Below are 15,721 nucleotides of genomic sequence, written 5' to 3'. Positions count from 1 at the left end.
GTTGATGAACCCTGTCGAACACTTGCAGCAGGTGCTGCACCACGATATCCCGCTCACCGCCGACATGCAGATGCAGGTCTTGAGCTGGGAGGCCCACGCATTACGATTGCGACTGCCGCTGGAGCCTAACGTCAACCATAAAAACACCATGTTCGGCGGCAGCCTGTACTGCGGCGCCGTACTGGTGGGATGGGGATGGCTATACTTGAGCTTGCGCGATGCCGGCATCGAAGACGGCCATATCGTCATTCAGGAAGGACAGATCAGTTATCCACAGGCGGTGCGCGGCGCTGGCATCGCCCACTGTGAAATGCCCGAGGCGGCGGTGTGGCAGCGGTTTATCACGACCTACCAGCGCCGTGGCCGCGCGCGGATCACGCTACAGACGCGGATCAGCAATGAGGGCAGCGACGAGGATGCGGTGCGCTTCAGCGGGCAGTATGTGTTGCACCGCTGAACGAGTGCGGTGAAGCGACGGGCCTCTTCGCGGGCAAGCCTTGCTCCCACAGTGCACGCCGCAGCTCAGCCATACACCCGGGGGAGCCCGCGAATAGGCCCGCAGGCACACCGATAGATTCAAAGATGTTTGAGCAACGCCTCACGCCACGGCGCCTTTGCGGGCAACGCCATGAAGAACGGATTCAACAGCGATTCCCGAGCCGGATAGCGGAACGGCGAACCGTCCACTTCCAGCACTTCACCGCCCGCCCCTTCCAGCACCCCTTGCGCCGCAGCAGTGTCCCACTGCGAGGTCGGCGCCAGCCGCGGGTAGCAATCGGCAGCACCTTCGGCCAGCACGCAGAATTTAAGCGAACTGCCGATATTGGCCAGCTCCAGCGCCCCCATATCGGCCTTCAATCCCTCCAGCAAACGCTCCTGTTCCGGGCTCGAATGACGGCGGCTGGCGACCACCACCAGAGGGCTGCCTGCTGGAGGCTGCTCGCGCACAGCAATCGCCTTGCTCTCGCCATCCCCCTCACTGCGCCACGCGCCCAGCCCGGCGCCACCGCTGTAACAGCGGCCATTGGTCGGCATCGACACCACGCCGAACACGATCCGACCCTGCTCCACCAAGGCGATATTGACCGTGAATTCTTCGCTGCCGCTGATGAACTCCTTGGTGCCATCCAGCGGGTCGACCAGCCACCAACGCTGCCAGCCCTGCCGCACGCTGAGAGGGATATCTGCGTCTTCTTCAGACAGGATCGGAATATCCGGCGCCAGCGCCGTCAGCCCGGCGACGATGACGTGGTGAGCGGCCAGGTCAGCGGCCGTAACGGGCGAATCGTCGGATTTGACCTCTACCGCAACATCCGCGCGCCAGAACGGCAGGATCGCTTCGCCGGCGCGGTGAGCCAGTTCTATGACACCGGGCAACAGCGGATGGGCACTGAGGGGGGTTACAGCTTGAGGCATGGTCGAAAACTCCAACGTTGAACCGGCGTGCCGCGGTGCGCGCCAGCCGATGAGCTTGGGACAGCCGGAGGATGTAGTCAAACCTGACGCTACCCACGAGGCTGGTAACACGAATCAGCGCAGACGCGCTACCTGACACTTCTGAGAGGTGTGGGCAGATATAGCCCCCAGTAAGCTCCTTGAGACCGAACCTTTCGGGTTTATCTCCATCATCCAAAGGGGCACCATCATGGCTAATCAAAATCAATCAAGACGGCCGGGGGATCTCAATCCGGCGTTCAACGGCGGCAAGGTTACGCTGGATCACACCGGTAACGCTGCATTCGTACTCAGCCTGGAACAGACTACGGACGCAAATCTCCTCGTACTCTCGCGCAGTATCGGCGCTCGGGGCTACTTTCTCAGCCAATTCACCCCGCAAGGCGAACTTGATCCCTCGTTCGCCGACGGCGCAGGTTTTGTTCACGTCGAAGATCCGATCTACGAGGACCGCGACAGGCTCCATTTGCTGGAGAACGGATCGTTTTTAGTAACCGGCGGTTCAGATGGCGAGCTCCTGTCAGCTTCACGCTTTCACGCTGATGGTCGGCTGGATAGCACGTATGGCAAAGACGGCCACGCTGTCGTACACGTGTCCGAATTGATCTTTGATGGTGAGAGCGGGGCTCGCATTCATACCCCGGAACATAAATCGGCTCAAGATAAGGGCCTGCCACCGAAGACCGGAAACCTGATCAGCATTGCTGACGGTGACAGCTTGTATCTGGTGTTAACAGTGGGCTGGGGTGGTTACGACGAATTGCTGCCGGTAGTAGTCCGCCTCGACAACCAGGGCAAGTTGGACAGAGCATTCAACGGCTCCGGTTATGTAGTGGTAACCCTGGCTGGCACCCTCATCCCCTTCAACTTTGCCGTCGCGGCCGCTCTGCAAACGGGAGGCGCCGGGAGCAGTAAGCTGGTAATTCTCGTCAAGGAGGCATTACCGTTTACCAACCCAGATGAAGGGCAGCAATTCCTGGTGCGTTACGACGCTGAGGGCAAACAGGACTACAGCTTCGGTGGCAATGGCAACGACCAAGGATTGGTGCGCATCGATAAGGATGATTTTTATGTCGTCAACGCTTTGTGGGCCGATGAGAACGGCGCATTGAAAGTGCTGGGGGCCTCGGTGAAGGACGGCATAGGCCTCAAAGGTGCTATAAGTGGCTATACCGCTGAGGGTCAAGTTGATACTTCGTTCAACCGGGGAGAGTTACTATTGAAAGAGATCGTGCCGGGTTATGGCAATTGGCACGGTGGGGCTTTTTATGGTCAAGGCAGAGAGGCGCGAATGGTATTGTCCACGTCCGTGCCCAAAGAGGTGACGAGGATCGGGGTAGTGCGCCTGCTTGATGACGGAAATTTCGATGAGACGTTCGGCGAGCAAGGCATCGCGGCCTTCGATCCAGCAGATAGCGGCCTGCTGGTCTTGGCACAACTGCACCTACTCCCCAACGAGGACATTATTCTCGGCTTCAAGAATGATATCTGGTGGCTGCAGGGCGGTGCCGCGACACCCACCCATCATGGTTGAAAGCTGCCCCGCTGTGTCAGCAGATCCCGAGCCAGATACAGCGCCGCCAGCGCCCGCCCTTCGGAGAATTGCGGGTGCTGGGCCAGGCTTGCCAGTTCGCGCAGGTTGACGCGATCAACGCGCATCTCTTCAGGCTCGTCGCCCTCCAGGCGTTCTTCGTATAGGTCAGAGGCCAGCACCACCTGGATTTTCTGGCTCATGTAGCCGGGCGACAGCGACAGCTCGGTCAGATGCTCCAACTGCCGCGCACCGTAGCCGGCCTCTTCCTTGAGTTCGCGATTGGCCGCCGCCAGCACGTCCTCGCCCGGCTCGATCAGGCCCTTGGGCAAGGACAGTTCGTATTCGTCGGTACCGCCGCAATACTCCTCGATCAACAACGCATGGTCGCTGTCGATCATCGCCACGATCATTACCGCACCATGGCCGGTGCCGCGCCCGACCAGCCGTTCATAGGTGCGCTCGACGCCATTGCTGAACCGTAATTCCACCTGTTCGACACGGAATAGACGGCTGCTGGCGACGATCTCGCGGGAAAGGGCGATAGGTTTCTGGCGCATGGGGGCGGCTCCTGAGCGTGAACGGGTTACTATACCGTGGCTTTTGCCTGCAAAGGCCATCGAACCAACCCATTGCCCGAGAATCTTTATGGCTCCCCTCGCCTGGCAAGACATCGACACCGTGCTGCTCGACATGGACGGCACCCTGCTGGACCTGCACTACGACAACCATTTCTGGATGGAACACCTGCCGCAACGCTACGCCGAGCTGCATGGCGTCAGCCGCGCCATGGCCGAACTCGAAATCCATCCGTTGTTCGAGCGCAATGCCGGCAAGCTGACCTGGTACTGCCTGGACCACTGGAGCGCCGAGCTGAATCTGTCGGTGCGCGACCTCAAGGTCGAAACCGCGCACTTGATCGCCCTGCGGCCCGATGCCGACACCTTTCTGGCGGCGATACGCGATGCCGGCAAGCGAGTGATCCTGATCACCAACGCCCATCGTGACTCGCTGTCGCTGAAGATGGAGCGGATTGAACTGGCGCCCTATTTCGAGCGCCTGATCAGCTCCCACGACTACGGCTACCCCAAGGAAACCCAGCAGTTCTGGGACGCCCTGCAGGCCGATATCGGCTTCGATCCGGCGCGCAGTCTGTTCATCGACGATACCTTGCCGATACTGCGCAGCGCGCGCGCGTTCGGCGTCGGGCATCTGCTGGCGGTGCGCGAGCCTGATAGCAAGAAGGGCCCCAAGGACACCGAGGAATTCGACGCAGTGGACGATTATCGCGAGTTGATCAAAGGTCTTTGAGCGACCTTTGTTGCGCATTGACGGCTTATTCTCGGTGTGGGGGTGTGAGCTGTGTGCAAGCTGCAGCGGCCCCTCAGATCCCCCAAACGTGCGTCAGGAATGCAGATGGACATAAAGCAACTCAAATTCCTCATCGCCCTCGACGAAACCCGGCATTTCGGCCAGGCCGCGGCGCGCTGCCACATCACCCAGCCGACGCTGTCGATGCGCTTGCGCAACCTCGAGCAGGAACTCGACCTGCCACTAGTCAACCGTGGCCAGCGCTTCGAAGGTTTCACTGCGCCCGGCGAGCGCGTGCTGGCCTGGGCGCGCACCGTGCTGGCGGCCTATGACGGCTTGCAAGCCGAGGCAGCAGCCTGCCGCGGTAACCTGGTTGGTACCTTGCGCCTGGGCGTGGTGCCCTTGTCGAGTTTCGACCCGCTGCCGCTGCTGCATCGCTTGCACGGCCAGCATCCCAATCTGCGCTTCGAACTCAGTGCGCTGAGCTCCGAACAGATTCTCGAGCAGTTGGCCAGCAATCGACTTGATATCGGCGTGTCTTACCTTGAGCGGCTGGACACCGAGCGCTTCGAATCCTTGGCGCTGGACGAAACGCGCATGGGCTTGCTCTACGATCAGCGCCATTTTGATTTTGGTGATCAGCCCTTGAGCTGGGAAACATTGGCCGAGCTACCATTGGCCGCCCTGACCAGCGGCATGCACTTTCGCCAGTCCATGGATCACAACTTCCACAGTCGCGGCTTGAATCCATCGTTCCTGCTGCAGACCGATGCCGTTCATCAGTTGCTGCAGGCCGTCCATGGCGGGCTTTGCTGTGCCGTGATGCCGTTGAATGGCGGCCTTGATGCGCTGACCGAACATCTGCGCCTGGCGCCCATCGCCGACGCCCATACCCTTGCGGGGCTGGGGCTGATCATGCGCCGCAGCGCGCCCCGCTCGGCGCTGGCTGAGGCGTGCTTTGCGCTGTGTCGTGAAACGTCCTGAATTGTGCGCTGACCATACCGCCCTTTTCGTGGGCAGAGCCCGCTCCCACTCACCATTGTGGGAGCGGGACTCGCCCGCGAAAGAGCCACCATTCACAACCCAAACCCATCTTCATCGACGCCATCTATCGGCATATCAGTACTAGCGATTAGACGTCCACCGCTGGCAGGCCTAGGCTTTAGCCTATCTTCCAGCCGGTAATCTGCGATGAATGCCAAACGCCCGGCCCCCGCGGCGTCCAGCTTTTCGACGGCCGCTGCAGCGGCCAGTCATGAATACAGTTTCTGCACCCTCGAGCACGAAGGTGAGACCGCCACCGCCCTGGCCGAAGAGGTCGCCCTGGCGATCGCCTACAACGGCATCAGCCAGGCGGTCATGCTGGTCAGCCCCACCGATCTCGAAGACTTCATCGTCGGCTTCAGCATCGGCAGCGGCCTGATTGCCAGCCCCGATGAAATCTACGACATCAAGCTCAGCGGCTGTGGCTCGGCGCAACAGGCCGAGGTCGAGATCGCGAGCCGTGCTTTCTGGAACCTCAAGGATCAACGCCGCCAAATGGCCGGCACCAGTGGCTGCGGCCTGTGCGGCGTAGAAGCCGTCGAACAGGCGTTGCCCGACCTCAAGGTACTGCCCGGCGCGCCCCTGCCGCCCGCGCACTGGCTCGACGGCCTGCGCCAGCGCATCAGCGACTTCCAGCCGCTGGGCCAGCATTGCGGCGCGGTACACGCCGCCATCTTCATGGATGGTCGTGGCGAGCTGCTGCTCGGCCGTGAAGACATCGGCCGCCACAATGCTCTCGACAAACTCATCGGTGCCCTGCTGCGCCAACGCATCGACACCACCGGCGGCGTAGCCGTGGTGACCAGTCGCTGCAGCCTGGAATTGATTCAGAAAGTCCTGCGGGCCGGCATCCAGACCCTGGTCAGCCTGTCGTCCCCCACCGGCCTGGCCCTGCAATGGGCGCGCCGCCACAACCTTAATCTTATCCACCTGCCGCACCACAGTGCGCCGCGGGTCTATAGCCCCGCGATGGAGAAATCAGCGTGACCACTCACAACCAAGCCGACAAGACCCCGACGCCGCGCTACAAGCCGTACAAAGGTGCAGCCGGTGGCTGGGGCGCGCTGATCAGCGTGACCCAAGCCTGGCTGACCAGCGATAACGCGCTGAAGAATATTCGCACCATGCTCAAGACCAACCAGAACGGCGGCTTCGACTGCCCCGGTTGCGCCTGGGGCGATTCGCCGGAAAGCGGCATGGTCAAGTTCTGCGAAAACGGCGCCAAGGCGGTCAACTGGGAGGCCACCAAGCGCCGCGTCGATGGCAGTTTTTTCGCCAAGCACAGCGTGACCTCGCTGCTGGAGCAGAGCGACTATTGGCTCGAATACCAGGGCCGACTGACCGAGCCGATGGTCTACGATGCCGAGACCGATCGCTACAAGCCCATTACCTGGGAAAACGCCTACGGTCTGGTGGCCAGGCATCTGCTCAACCTCACCAGCCCGGACCAGGCCGAGTTCTACACCTCGGGCCGGGCCAGTAACGAGGCGGCCTACCTGTATCAGCTGTTCGTGCGCGCGTACGGCACCAACAACTTCCCCGATTGCTCGAACATGTGCCACGAGGCCAGCGGTGTGGCGCTGTCGCAAAGTGTCGGGGTCGGCAAAGGCACCGTGACCTTCGACGACTTCGAACACGCCGAGGCGATTTTCGTCTGGGGCCAGAACCCCGGCACCAACCATCCACGGATGCTCGAGCCCCTGCGCGAAGCCGTGGAGCGTGGTGCCCAGGTAGTGTGCATCAACCCGCTCAAGGAGCGCGGCCTGGAGCGCTTCCAGCACCCGCAGCACCCGCTGGAGATGCTCACCAACGGCGACAAGCCGACCAACACCGCGTTCTTCCGCCCAGGCTTGGGTGGCGATATGGCGATGATGCGCGGCATGGCCAAGTTCCTGCTGCAGTGGGAGCGCGATGCGCAAGCCCAGAACGCCCCGTCGGTGTTCGACCATGACTTCCTCAATGCCCACACCGTCTCGGTGCTGGACTACCTCGCTGCCGTTGACGCCACTTCGTGGGAACAGATCACCGAGCAGTCCGGCCTGCCGCTGGACGACATTGAGCTTGCTGCGCGCATGTACGTCAAGGCCGAGAAGGTCATCATGTGCTGGGCCATGGGCATCACTCAGCATCGCCACTCGGTCGCGACCATCCAGGAAATCGCCAACCTGATGCTGCTGCGCGGTAACGTCGGCGCACCGGGCGCCGGCCTGTGTCCAGTACGCGGCCACAGCAACGTGCAGGGCGACCGCACCATGGGCATCAACGAGCGCCCGCCGGCCTTTTTCCTCGATGCCCTGGAGCAACGCTTCAAGTTCACCGTACCGCGCAGCCATGGCCACAACGTGATCGAAGCCATCCACGCGATGATCGATGGGCGCGCCAAGGTCTTCATCGGCCTGGGCGGCAACTTCGTACAGGCCACGCCTGACAGTCACCGCACAGCCGAGGCGCTGCGCAATTGCGACCTGACGGTGCAGATCAGCACCAAGCTCAACCGCAGCCACCTGATCCACGGTAAACAGGCGCTGATCCTGCCGTGCCTGGGGCGTACCGATATCGACCTGCAGAGCGAAGGTCCACAAGCGGTGACCGTGGAGGACTCGTTCAGCATGGTTCACGCTTCCAACGGTCAACTGCAGCCCCTGTCGCGGCAGATGCACTCGGAGCCGGCCATCATCGCGGGCATCGCTGCTGCGACTCTGGGCACGCACCCGGTAGACTGGAAATGGCTGGTAGCCGACTACGACCGCATTCGTGATCTGATTGCCGACACCATCCCGGGCTTCAAAGATTTCAACGAGCGCCTGAAAAATCCTGGCGGCTTCTATCTGGGCAACAGCGCTGGCGCGCGCAAGTGGAGCACCGCGAGCGGCCGCGCCAATTTCAAACCCAACGCCCTGCCCAACGACCTGATTCATGAACGGGTTCGTGCCACCGGGCAGATCCCGGATCTGATCATGCAATCGATGCGCTCCCACGATCAGTACAACACCACGATCTACGGCCTGGACGATCGCTATCGTGGCGTGCGTGGCCAGCGTGACGTGCTGTTCGCCAACGAAGCGGACATCATCCGCCTGGGCTTCCGGCCTGGGCAGAAGGCCGACCTGATCTCGATCTGGGACGATGGCCGTGAGCGCCGGGTCAACGGCTTCACCTTGCTGGCGTTCGACATCCCAGCCGGCCAGGCAGCCGCCTACTATCCTGAAGTCAACCCGCTTATTCCGTTGGAAAGCGTGGGCGACGGCAGCAGCACGCCGACGTCCAAATTTGTCGCGATTCGCCTGGAAGCAACGGCCCAAAGCGCCAGAATCCTGTAATCTGCGCACACGAAAAAGGCCTTTTGCGAAATGCAAAAGGCCTTCGTGAAGAGTAAAAGACTTCACAATCCGAACAAAGTTTCATCATTAAAACAATCGTTTACCAGACTGTGCGCAAGTCGCGGTTTCGGCTTTTTCGATGTTGTCAGCCTTGTTACCGAGCCTCAGGATCGCGTCGTCATTCCACTGAGACTCCTCTACATGAAGCTTCCCTCGATTCTGTTGTTGTCCTTTGCCTTGGTCAGCGGGGCTGCCTCTGCGGGCGGCACGGCTGAAGCCGGTATTGGCGGCGCACTGGGTGGGGTTCTAGGTTCGGTTGTCGGCCAGCAACTGGGCGGCACTACCGGTTCGGCCATCGGCGCAGGCGTGGGTGGTGCAGCGGGCAGCGCGGTCGGCGCCAACAAACGCAGCCGTGGCGAAGCCGCGATCGGAGGCGCGCTGGGCGCCGCCGGCGGTAACGTGGTTGGCCGCAGCATGGGCGGGACCAATGGCGCGCTGATCGGCGCGGCGGCAGGCGGCGGTGCGGGCGGCGCGCTGGGCAACTACATGGGCAACGAGAGCGACCGGGACAACCGCAACTACCGTGGCCACGACGACCGTCGCGACTATCGTGGCCATGGTCGCCCACCGCGCCACCACTGGCGTCATCGTTAACAGGAAAAGTCCTTTCCTGCGCTGATACAAGTACTCACATTACCGTTCAGCGACGCTATCGAAGATCGTGGATAGTTCTTTCACTAATGCCCTGAGCCAAGCGCCAGGGCATTGAATCAACTGTCCAGGGACCTGCCATGCGTCACCCACCTCAGCTATTCCATAACCCGTTCCCATTGCTGCCTACTGTCTTTCGCTCAGGGCTGCTGGGCTTGCCATTCACTTTGATCGGCTGCGGGGCCTACGCCGAGTCACCACCGATCGCTCTCGATCGGGCCAGTTTTGAAACCCCCGAATACCATGCCCTCAAAGCCTTGTCGATTATCAACGCGTCGGCACTCTATGCCCGTGGCGGCACCGGCAACGGCGTGACCGTCGCCTTGATCGACTCCGGTCTGGAGCTGGATCACCCGTCATTTCGCGGCCGTATCGCCGACCCCGGTTACGACCACGTGCGCAAGGCGCCAGGTACCGAGGACCGCTTGGGGCATGGCACCCAGATGGCCGGAGTACTGGCGGCCAACAAGGACGATCAGGGCATTCATGGTGTCGCCTACGAGGCCCAGCTGATTCCGATGCGCTTCGGGGATGACAACGAACCTTTCTTTTTCGATGAGGAGATTGCCCAATCCTGGCGATTCGCCTTCGACAAGGGCGTGCGTATCTTCAGTAACTCCTGGGCCAATTCGATCCCCGCCACCGAACTGACCGAGGCACGCTACAACCAGGTCATGGAGGCCTCCTTGGCGCAGGCGCGCGTGATGGTCGAGCAAGGTGCGGTTCTGGTATTCCCGACCGGTAACGAGCTCAAGCGCGAACCCTTGGCCGAGCCGGGCCTGCCCGTAGCGTTGCCCGAACTGGAAAAAGGCTGGCTGGCTGTGGTTGCATTGAGCAACGACGGCACTGCCATCAACGGTAAATCCAACTACTGTGGCGTGGCCCACCGCTGGTGCATTGCGGTGCCCGGAGGCGACTCCGGCCAGGGCAAAGGGCTGATGACCACAGGCAAGGACGGCAAGTTTGTCGAGACCGCCGGGACCTCACCCGCCACAGCCCTGGTAGCGGGCGCGCTGGCAGCCCTGCAAAGCCGCTATCCAGAGAAGAGCCCGCAAGAAATTCGCGAGCTGCTGCTCGATAGCGCTAATCGATCAGGCATATACGCCAACAGTGAAGCCTACGGGCGCGGACTGCTGGATCTTGAAGCTGCCTCCCGAACGGAGCCCAAGCCCATCTGACAACAATGCAGCCCTGACCTGCTGCTGCGGCATCAGGGCTGCCGACTCTCAGGGCCCGGCGGGGTCAACGAAGCTCGCCAATCCTGATTCGGCCCACTGCAGAACCTCTGCATAAGGGTAATCTTCCAAAACCCCATACCCCGGCACAGCCCGCGCTTTCATGCGGGTGAAGATCGGCACGCTGACGCCACAGAGAAAGCGCGTCGCCAGCGTTGCAGACGGCAGGCTGCCCGTTTGCTCGTGGTAACGATTGAGAAACTCGCTGCACTCTTGCACGAAGACCATATCCCCCAGCCGCGGCCTGGCAGGCGGCTCGGGTAACTGTGCGATTTGCCCACGGCACACCGAACAGTGGCCACATCGATCAGGCGCCTCGGTGTCACCAAAGTACCGTGCCAAACTGGCGCTCAAGCATTGATCGTTGGCAAATAGCGCCAGCATGGCGTGGATGCGGCCGATCTCGGCGCCCTCATGGGTGCGGAAATAGTCATAGAGGTTGTCGCCCTGCAACTGGGCATCGAACGCAGGCTCCAGCACGCTATACACCTCGGTCATGTGCTTGCTCTCCAGCTCGATCAGGCCCTGCTCCTGGAAGTAATCCAGTGCCTTGATCACACGTGCGCGTTCCGCTCCATGTTGGTAGAGCGTGTCGAAGTCCACCGTCGCCCAGGTCCGGGCGCGCTTGCAGTGCGCAATGATCGACGCTACGAACGCCTGCCGCTCGCCCTTGAAGCGCTCGAGCAGGGCCTGGGGTTCGACGAGATACTTGAAGCGGTATTCGGAGAAGTAACTGTAGCGTGGCGCGATGATCCCTCGAAGCTCGAGCTGCACCAACAGGGTCTTGAGCGGCAGTTGGCGAATATTGCTCTGGTCGGCCAAGGGCCCCAGCAGAAACTCCCATTGGCCGTCGCCGGCCGCCTGCTGCAGGTCCTCGAGCACTGCAGCGATACCTACGCGCTCTGGCGTGTCGCCGTAAACGAAGTTCTCGAGCACCGCCAAGCTGTCGCGGTTGGCCAGCACCAGGCATTCGGACGGTTGACCGTCGCGACCTGCCCGACCGATTTCCTGACTGTAGTTTTCGATCGATTTGGGCAGATCGAAATGTGCCACAAAGCGAATGTCGCTTTTATCGATGCCCATGCCAAAGGCAATGGTGGCGACGATGCATTGGATATCCCCAGCCATGAAGCGGCGCTGAATATCATCGCGGCGCTCGTTCGGCAGCCCGGCGTGATAGGCCTGCGCCGCTACACCCTGGCGCGACAGCTGCTGAGCCACGGCTTCTGCGGTTTTTTGCTGGGTCACATAGACGATCCCTGCCTGGCCTTGGCGCGCCTGCAGCCATTGCACCAAGCGGGCCTGCTTGTCGGCGCCGGCCACCCCCTCCACTTGCAAATCAAGATTGGCCCGGTAGAACCCCGTGGTGACCACGTCCGAATCGGCGATGGCGAACTTCGCCTGCATGTCGGCGATGACCTTGGGCGTCGCCGTGGCCGTCAGCAGCAAGGCCTGGGGAATATTGAACTGACGCTGATAGTCGGGGAGCTTGAGGTAGTCGGGCCGAAAGTTATGCCCCCACTCGGAGATGCAGTGCGCTTCGTCGATCACCAGCAACGAGATGGGCACCTGCTGCAGAAAATGGCGAAACCGCTCGTTTTTCAGGCGCTCGACCGAAATCATCAGGATCTTCAATTCACCTGAGCGCGCCCGCGTCATCACCTCTGCGGCCTGCTCACGCGTTTGTGCGGAGTCTATATTCGCCGCCGCCACGCCGTGACGATGGAGGAAGGCGAGCTGATCCTGCATCAACGCCAGCAATGGGGAAACCACCAGCGTCAAGTGCGGCAGCATGAGCGCTGGCAATTGATAGCACAACGACTTGCCCGACCCGGTCGGAAAAATCGCCGCAGCCGAACGGCCAGCCAGCACTGCGCCGATGGCGGCCTCCTGGCCTGGACGAAAACGGCTGTGGCCGAACACTGCTTCGAGGGTAGCCTGCATGTCGTGTCACTCCTTGGACGGCATCGAGGGGACACCCTAGCGCGGTCGCTGGCAGATTTGCAGCGCAAGATTGAGCCTGAACATTTCAGAGGGCGGTGCTTCCAGGGTCAACGAGCAACGCCATCAATGTTCGCTGGCCAAGTTTCGAGCCCCGGTATAATCTGCGGCAAATTGTAACAAGTCTGCTACGGCATGGCCCGGATGCCGCTTTATGCCTTACACCAAACGCCAGGAATGGATTCGATGCAACCACCTTCAGATGATGACGGCGTCACGCACTTCCAGCGCCTCAACCCTCGGCAGTTCGACGTGGTGCTCGGCTCTCATCCTGGCAGAAGCCCAGCCGCCAGGCCTTCCGGCGTCAAGTTGGGCTGGATAGCCGCGCTGGCGATGCTTTGCGCCTGCGCCTGGCTCCTCGCTGCGCGCCCGCAGGGCAATGCGCCCTCGCCTCAGCCTGCGAATGCCGTGCAAGAGCCAATGGCAACGGTGACCGACGAGCCAGCCGATGCGCTACCCGTGCAGCCTGTAACGGCCGCCGTCTTGGCTCCAGTGGTCACGGCGCCGCGCGCACAGGCCGACGCCACACCCGCCAAGCCACAGCCTCTGGATGACTGCCTGAAGAACGGCACGGCCATCAACGATGAGGTCGCCAAGTGCCGCTTTGGCGCCGTCCCCAAGCCCGATCCGGCGCCCACATCGGCGCAGGGCATGGTTTCGGCACGCTATATGGCCCAGTACAAAGCCGATCAGGTGCGTCCCGTTACTCGCCAAGGCAAGCCTTACCAAGTGGCGACCGTGGAGATCCGCGAATGGAAAGGCCGCAATCGCTATCGAGCGCAGTGGAAGATCGTCGATAACGAGATCGACAACGCTTCGGTATGCACCAACTTCCCGGGTGACACGGTCGAACACCGTGAGTGCCGACGCGCCGCGGTGGTGTACTTCAAGGAGGCATGTCAGGAATGGACCAAGCGCGCCGACCATGAGAACGACGACCAGACCCTCGCCGCCCAGCAGCGCTACTGCTTGGCGACCAAGACCTTCGCCGCCGCAGATTAGGACTGCCGCCCGGCACAGGAAAGCGCTGGCGCCAGAACAGAAATGTTAAACTCGACGCCTGTGCCCAACCGTCGAACGAGTGCCATGAAAGCCGAGCGCCAGCAACCCCGCCTTAAATCCGATTCCCTGAGCGTCGACGTGGATGACACCGTGGTGCGGCGCACGCGGAAAAAAGCCACCACCGACTCCACTCTGTTTCGCAATGTGTTCATTGGCCTGGTGATCGTCGCCGGCGGCCTGTATGCGCTGAGCCAGCGCTATGACCTGGCCAAGTTGCTGGTCATCGATCTGAATAATCCTTCAGCCAGTCTGGCCCAGGCGCAAACCGACAAACCCGCTGACGCGCCTGCGCCAACCGCCGAACAGGCCGCGCCGAGCCGTGGTTCATCCCACACCGACAAGGCCGCCCACGCGCAGCCCGTGGCACCATCGACCAGCGTCGCGTTGCCAGCCAACGTGAACGTCGCGCCGGTGTATCTGGGCAAGGAAAAAGAGCGCAAATAAAAAAGCCGCCCCGAGGGGCGGCTTGTCAGTTCACAGCTTGAATATTACAGCTGCGGACCGGCGGCACGAATCGAGTCGCTCACTTCGAACTTCTTGAAGTTCTCGATGAACAAGCCGGCCAGCGCCTTGGCCGACTCGTCGTACGCAGCCTTGTCAGCCCAGGTGTTGCGTGGGTTGAGCAGGCCGGTATCGACGCCAGGTACCGATTTCGGCACATCCAGATTGACGGTCGCCAGGTGCTCGGTTTCTGCACCGATCAGCGCGCCGCTCTGGATGGCCGCGATCACGCCACGGGTGGTCGGGATGTTGAAACGTTTGCCGACGCCGTAGCCACCGCCGGTCCAGCCGGTGTTGACCAGATAGACCTTGGAGCCGAAAGCGCGGATGCGCTTGATCAGCAGTTCGGCATACACGCCCGCCGGACGCGGGAAGAACGGGGCGCCAAAGCAGGTCGAAAAGGTCGACTTGATGCCGCTGCCCGAGCCCATTTCAGTGGAGCCGACCAGTGCGGTGTAACCCGACAGGAAGTGGTAGGCAGCCTGTTCTTCGCTGAGGATCGACACCGGCGGCAATACGCCTGTCAGGTCGCAGGTCAGGAAGATCACGGCGTTCGGCTCGCCACCGAGGTTTTTCGGTGCGCGTTTTTCGATCAGCTCGCGCGGGTAAGCGGCGCGGCTGTTCTGGGTCAGGCTGTCGTCAGCGTAATCGGCTTGCTTGGTGACCGGGTCCAGGACCACGTTCTCGAGCACGGCGCCATGCTGGATGGCTTTCCAGATGACCGGTTCGTTCTTCTCGGACAGATCGATGCACTTGGCATAGCAACCGCCTTCGATGTTGAACACCACGCCTTCGCCCCAGCCGTGCTCGTCGTCGCCGATCAGGTAGCGGCTTTCGTCGGCCGACAGGGTGGTCTTGCCGGTGCCCGACAGACCGAAGAACAGCGTCACATCGCCCTCTTCGCCCATGTTGGCAGCGCAGTGCATCGGCAGCACATCGGCCGCCGGCAGCAGGAAGTTCTGCACCGAGAACATGGCTTTTTTCATTTCGCCGGCGTAACGCATGCCTGCGATCAGGACTTTCTTGGCCGCAAAGTTGATGATCACGGTGCCATCGGAGTTGGTGCCATCACGCTCGGGTTCGCAGACGAACCACGGCGCGTTCACGACTTGCCATTCCTGCTTGGCGCCCGGATTGTAGGTTTCCGGATTGATGAACAGGCAACGCCCGAACAGGTTGTGCCAGGCTGTCTCGGTGGTCATTTTGACCGCGAGGTAGTGGCCTTCGTCGGAGCCTACATGAACGTGGGAAACGAACCGCTCGCGCTCACCCAGATAGGCTTGAACACGATCCCACAGGGCATCGAACTTGTCGGCCGGGAACTTGCGGTTTATCGGGCCCCAGGCGATGTCATTCTGGGAAGAGGGCTCTTCGACGATGAAACGGTCTACCGGTGAACGGCCCGTGCGATGCCCGGTCTTGACGACCAGCGCGCCCGTATCGGACAGCTCGCCTTCACCGCGAGTCAGGGCTTCTTTGACCAGATCGTCAGTGCTCAGATCGGTGTACACGGCGTTATTGGCTTGCGTCATGAATGTCCCCGTCGGCCA

The 15,721-nt window shown here is 61.6% G+C and carries 14 protein-coding genes; 10 read left to right on the top strand and 4 right to left on the bottom strand.

Going from position 1 to position 15,721, the window contains the following annotated elements:
- Window positions 1–4 precede the first annotated feature (4 nt).
- On the top strand, window positions 5–457 hold the full coding sequence (locus tag REH34_RS17085; protein ID WP_311968543.1) for a YiiD C-terminal domain-containing protein: 453 nt from the start codon (window positions 5–7) through the stop codon (window positions 455–457).
- Between the two features lie 119 nt (window positions 458–576).
- On the opposite strand, the gene cysQ is transcribed toward REH34_RS17085, so the two are convergent.
- Window positions 577–1,416: a 3'(2'),5'-bisphosphate nucleotidase CysQ gene (gene cysQ / locus REH34_RS17080; protein ID WP_311968542.1), complete on the bottom strand. Its 840-nt coding sequence runs from the start codon at window positions 1,414–1,416 to the stop codon at window positions 577–579.
- Window positions 1,417–1,645: 229 nt separating this feature from the next.
- Between cysQ and REH34_RS17075 the strand changes: the two genes are divergently transcribed.
- The gene (locus REH34_RS17075) at window positions 1,646–2,989 is read left to right on the top strand and encodes a hypothetical protein (RefSeq protein ID WP_311968541.1); all 1,344 of its coding nucleotides are present in this window, start codon (window positions 1,646–1,648) and stop codon (window positions 2,987–2,989) included.
- On the opposite strand, the gene nudE is transcribed toward REH34_RS17075, so the two are convergent.
- The gene (gene nudE / locus REH34_RS17070) at window positions 2,980–3,546 is read right to left on the bottom strand and encodes an ADP compounds hydrolase NudE (protein WP_226504095.1); all 567 of its coding nucleotides are present in this window, start codon (window positions 3,544–3,546) and stop codon (window positions 2,980–2,982) included. The genes REH34_RS17075 and nudE overlap by 10 nt on opposite strands.
- A gap of 88 nt (window positions 3,547–3,634) precedes the next feature.
- Here nudE and yrfG point away from each other — a divergent pair, with 88 nt between their 5' ends.
- From yrfG to REH34_RS17040, 6 genes are all read left to right on the top strand, one after another.
- Window positions 3,635–4,297 carry a GMP/IMP nucleotidase gene (gene yrfG / locus REH34_RS17065; protein ID WP_311968540.1) on the top strand — a complete coding sequence of 221 codons (663 nt, stop codon included), beginning with the start codon at window positions 3,635–3,637 and terminating at the stop codon, window positions 4,295–4,297.
- 105 nt (window positions 4,298–4,402) lie between these two features.
- Window positions 4,403–5,281, top strand: a complete 879-nt coding sequence (locus tag REH34_RS17060) for a LysR family transcriptional regulator (RefSeq protein ID WP_311968539.1) — start codon at window positions 4,403–4,405, stop codon at window positions 5,279–5,281.
- Between the two features lie 207 nt (window positions 5,282–5,488).
- Entirely contained in the window at window positions 5,489–6,328 is an 840-nt protein-coding gene (gene fdhD, locus REH34_RS17055) for a formate dehydrogenase accessory sulfurtransferase FdhD (protein WP_226504092.1), read from the top strand.
- Window positions 6,325–8,661, top strand: coding sequence for an FdhF/YdeP family oxidoreductase (locus tag REH34_RS17050; RefSeq protein WP_226504091.1), 2,337 nt, complete (start codon window positions 6,325–6,327; stop codon window positions 8,659–8,661). Before fdhD ends, REH34_RS17050 begins: the two co-directional genes overlap by 4 nt.
- Before the next feature lie 201 nt (window positions 8,662–8,862).
- Window positions 8,863–9,315, top strand: coding sequence for a YMGG-like glycine zipper-containing protein (locus REH34_RS17045; RefSeq protein WP_311968538.1), 453 nt, complete (start codon window positions 8,863–8,865; stop codon window positions 9,313–9,315).
- A gap of 137 nt (window positions 9,316–9,452) precedes the next feature.
- Window positions 9,453–10,550, top strand: coding sequence for a S8 family peptidase (locus REH34_RS17040; protein WP_226504089.1), 1,098 nt, complete (start codon window positions 9,453–9,455; stop codon window positions 10,548–10,550).
- A 48-nt stretch (window positions 10,551–10,598) separates the two neighbouring features.
- Here REH34_RS17040 and REH34_RS17035 read toward each other — a convergent pair whose 3' ends face one another.
- A complete protein-coding gene (locus REH34_RS17035; RefSeq protein WP_311968537.1) occupies window positions 10,599–12,551 on the bottom strand; it encodes an ATP-dependent DNA helicase RecQ in 1,953 nt (650 codons plus the stop codon).
- 243 nt (window positions 12,552–12,794) lie between these two features.
- Between REH34_RS17035 and REH34_RS17030 the strand changes: the two genes are divergently transcribed.
- Both REH34_RS17030 and REH34_RS17025 read left to right on the top strand, forming a co-directional pair.
- A complete protein-coding gene (locus REH34_RS17030; protein ID WP_311968536.1) occupies window positions 12,795–13,610 on the top strand; it encodes a hypothetical protein in 816 nt (271 codons plus the stop codon).
- Window positions 13,611–13,694: 84 nt separating this feature from the next.
- Window positions 13,695–14,114, top strand: coding sequence for a hypothetical protein (locus REH34_RS17025; protein WP_226504086.1), 420 nt, complete (start codon window positions 13,695–13,697; stop codon window positions 14,112–14,114).
- Window positions 14,115–14,158: 44 nt separating this feature from the next.
- Here the strand turns inward: REH34_RS17025 and REH34_RS17020 are convergent, their stop codons facing one another.
- Entirely contained in the window at window positions 14,159–15,703 is a 1,545-nt protein-coding gene (locus tag REH34_RS17020) for a phosphoenolpyruvate carboxykinase (protein WP_226504085.1), read from the bottom strand.
- Window positions 15,704–15,721 lie beyond the last annotated feature (18 nt).

This window comes from Pseudomonas baltica, assembly GCF_031880315.1.
Classification (GTDB): Bacteria; Pseudomonadota; Gammaproteobacteria; order Pseudomonadales; family Pseudomonadaceae; genus Aquipseudomonas.
This window is presented reverse-complemented; position numbering and strand designations above follow the sequence as displayed.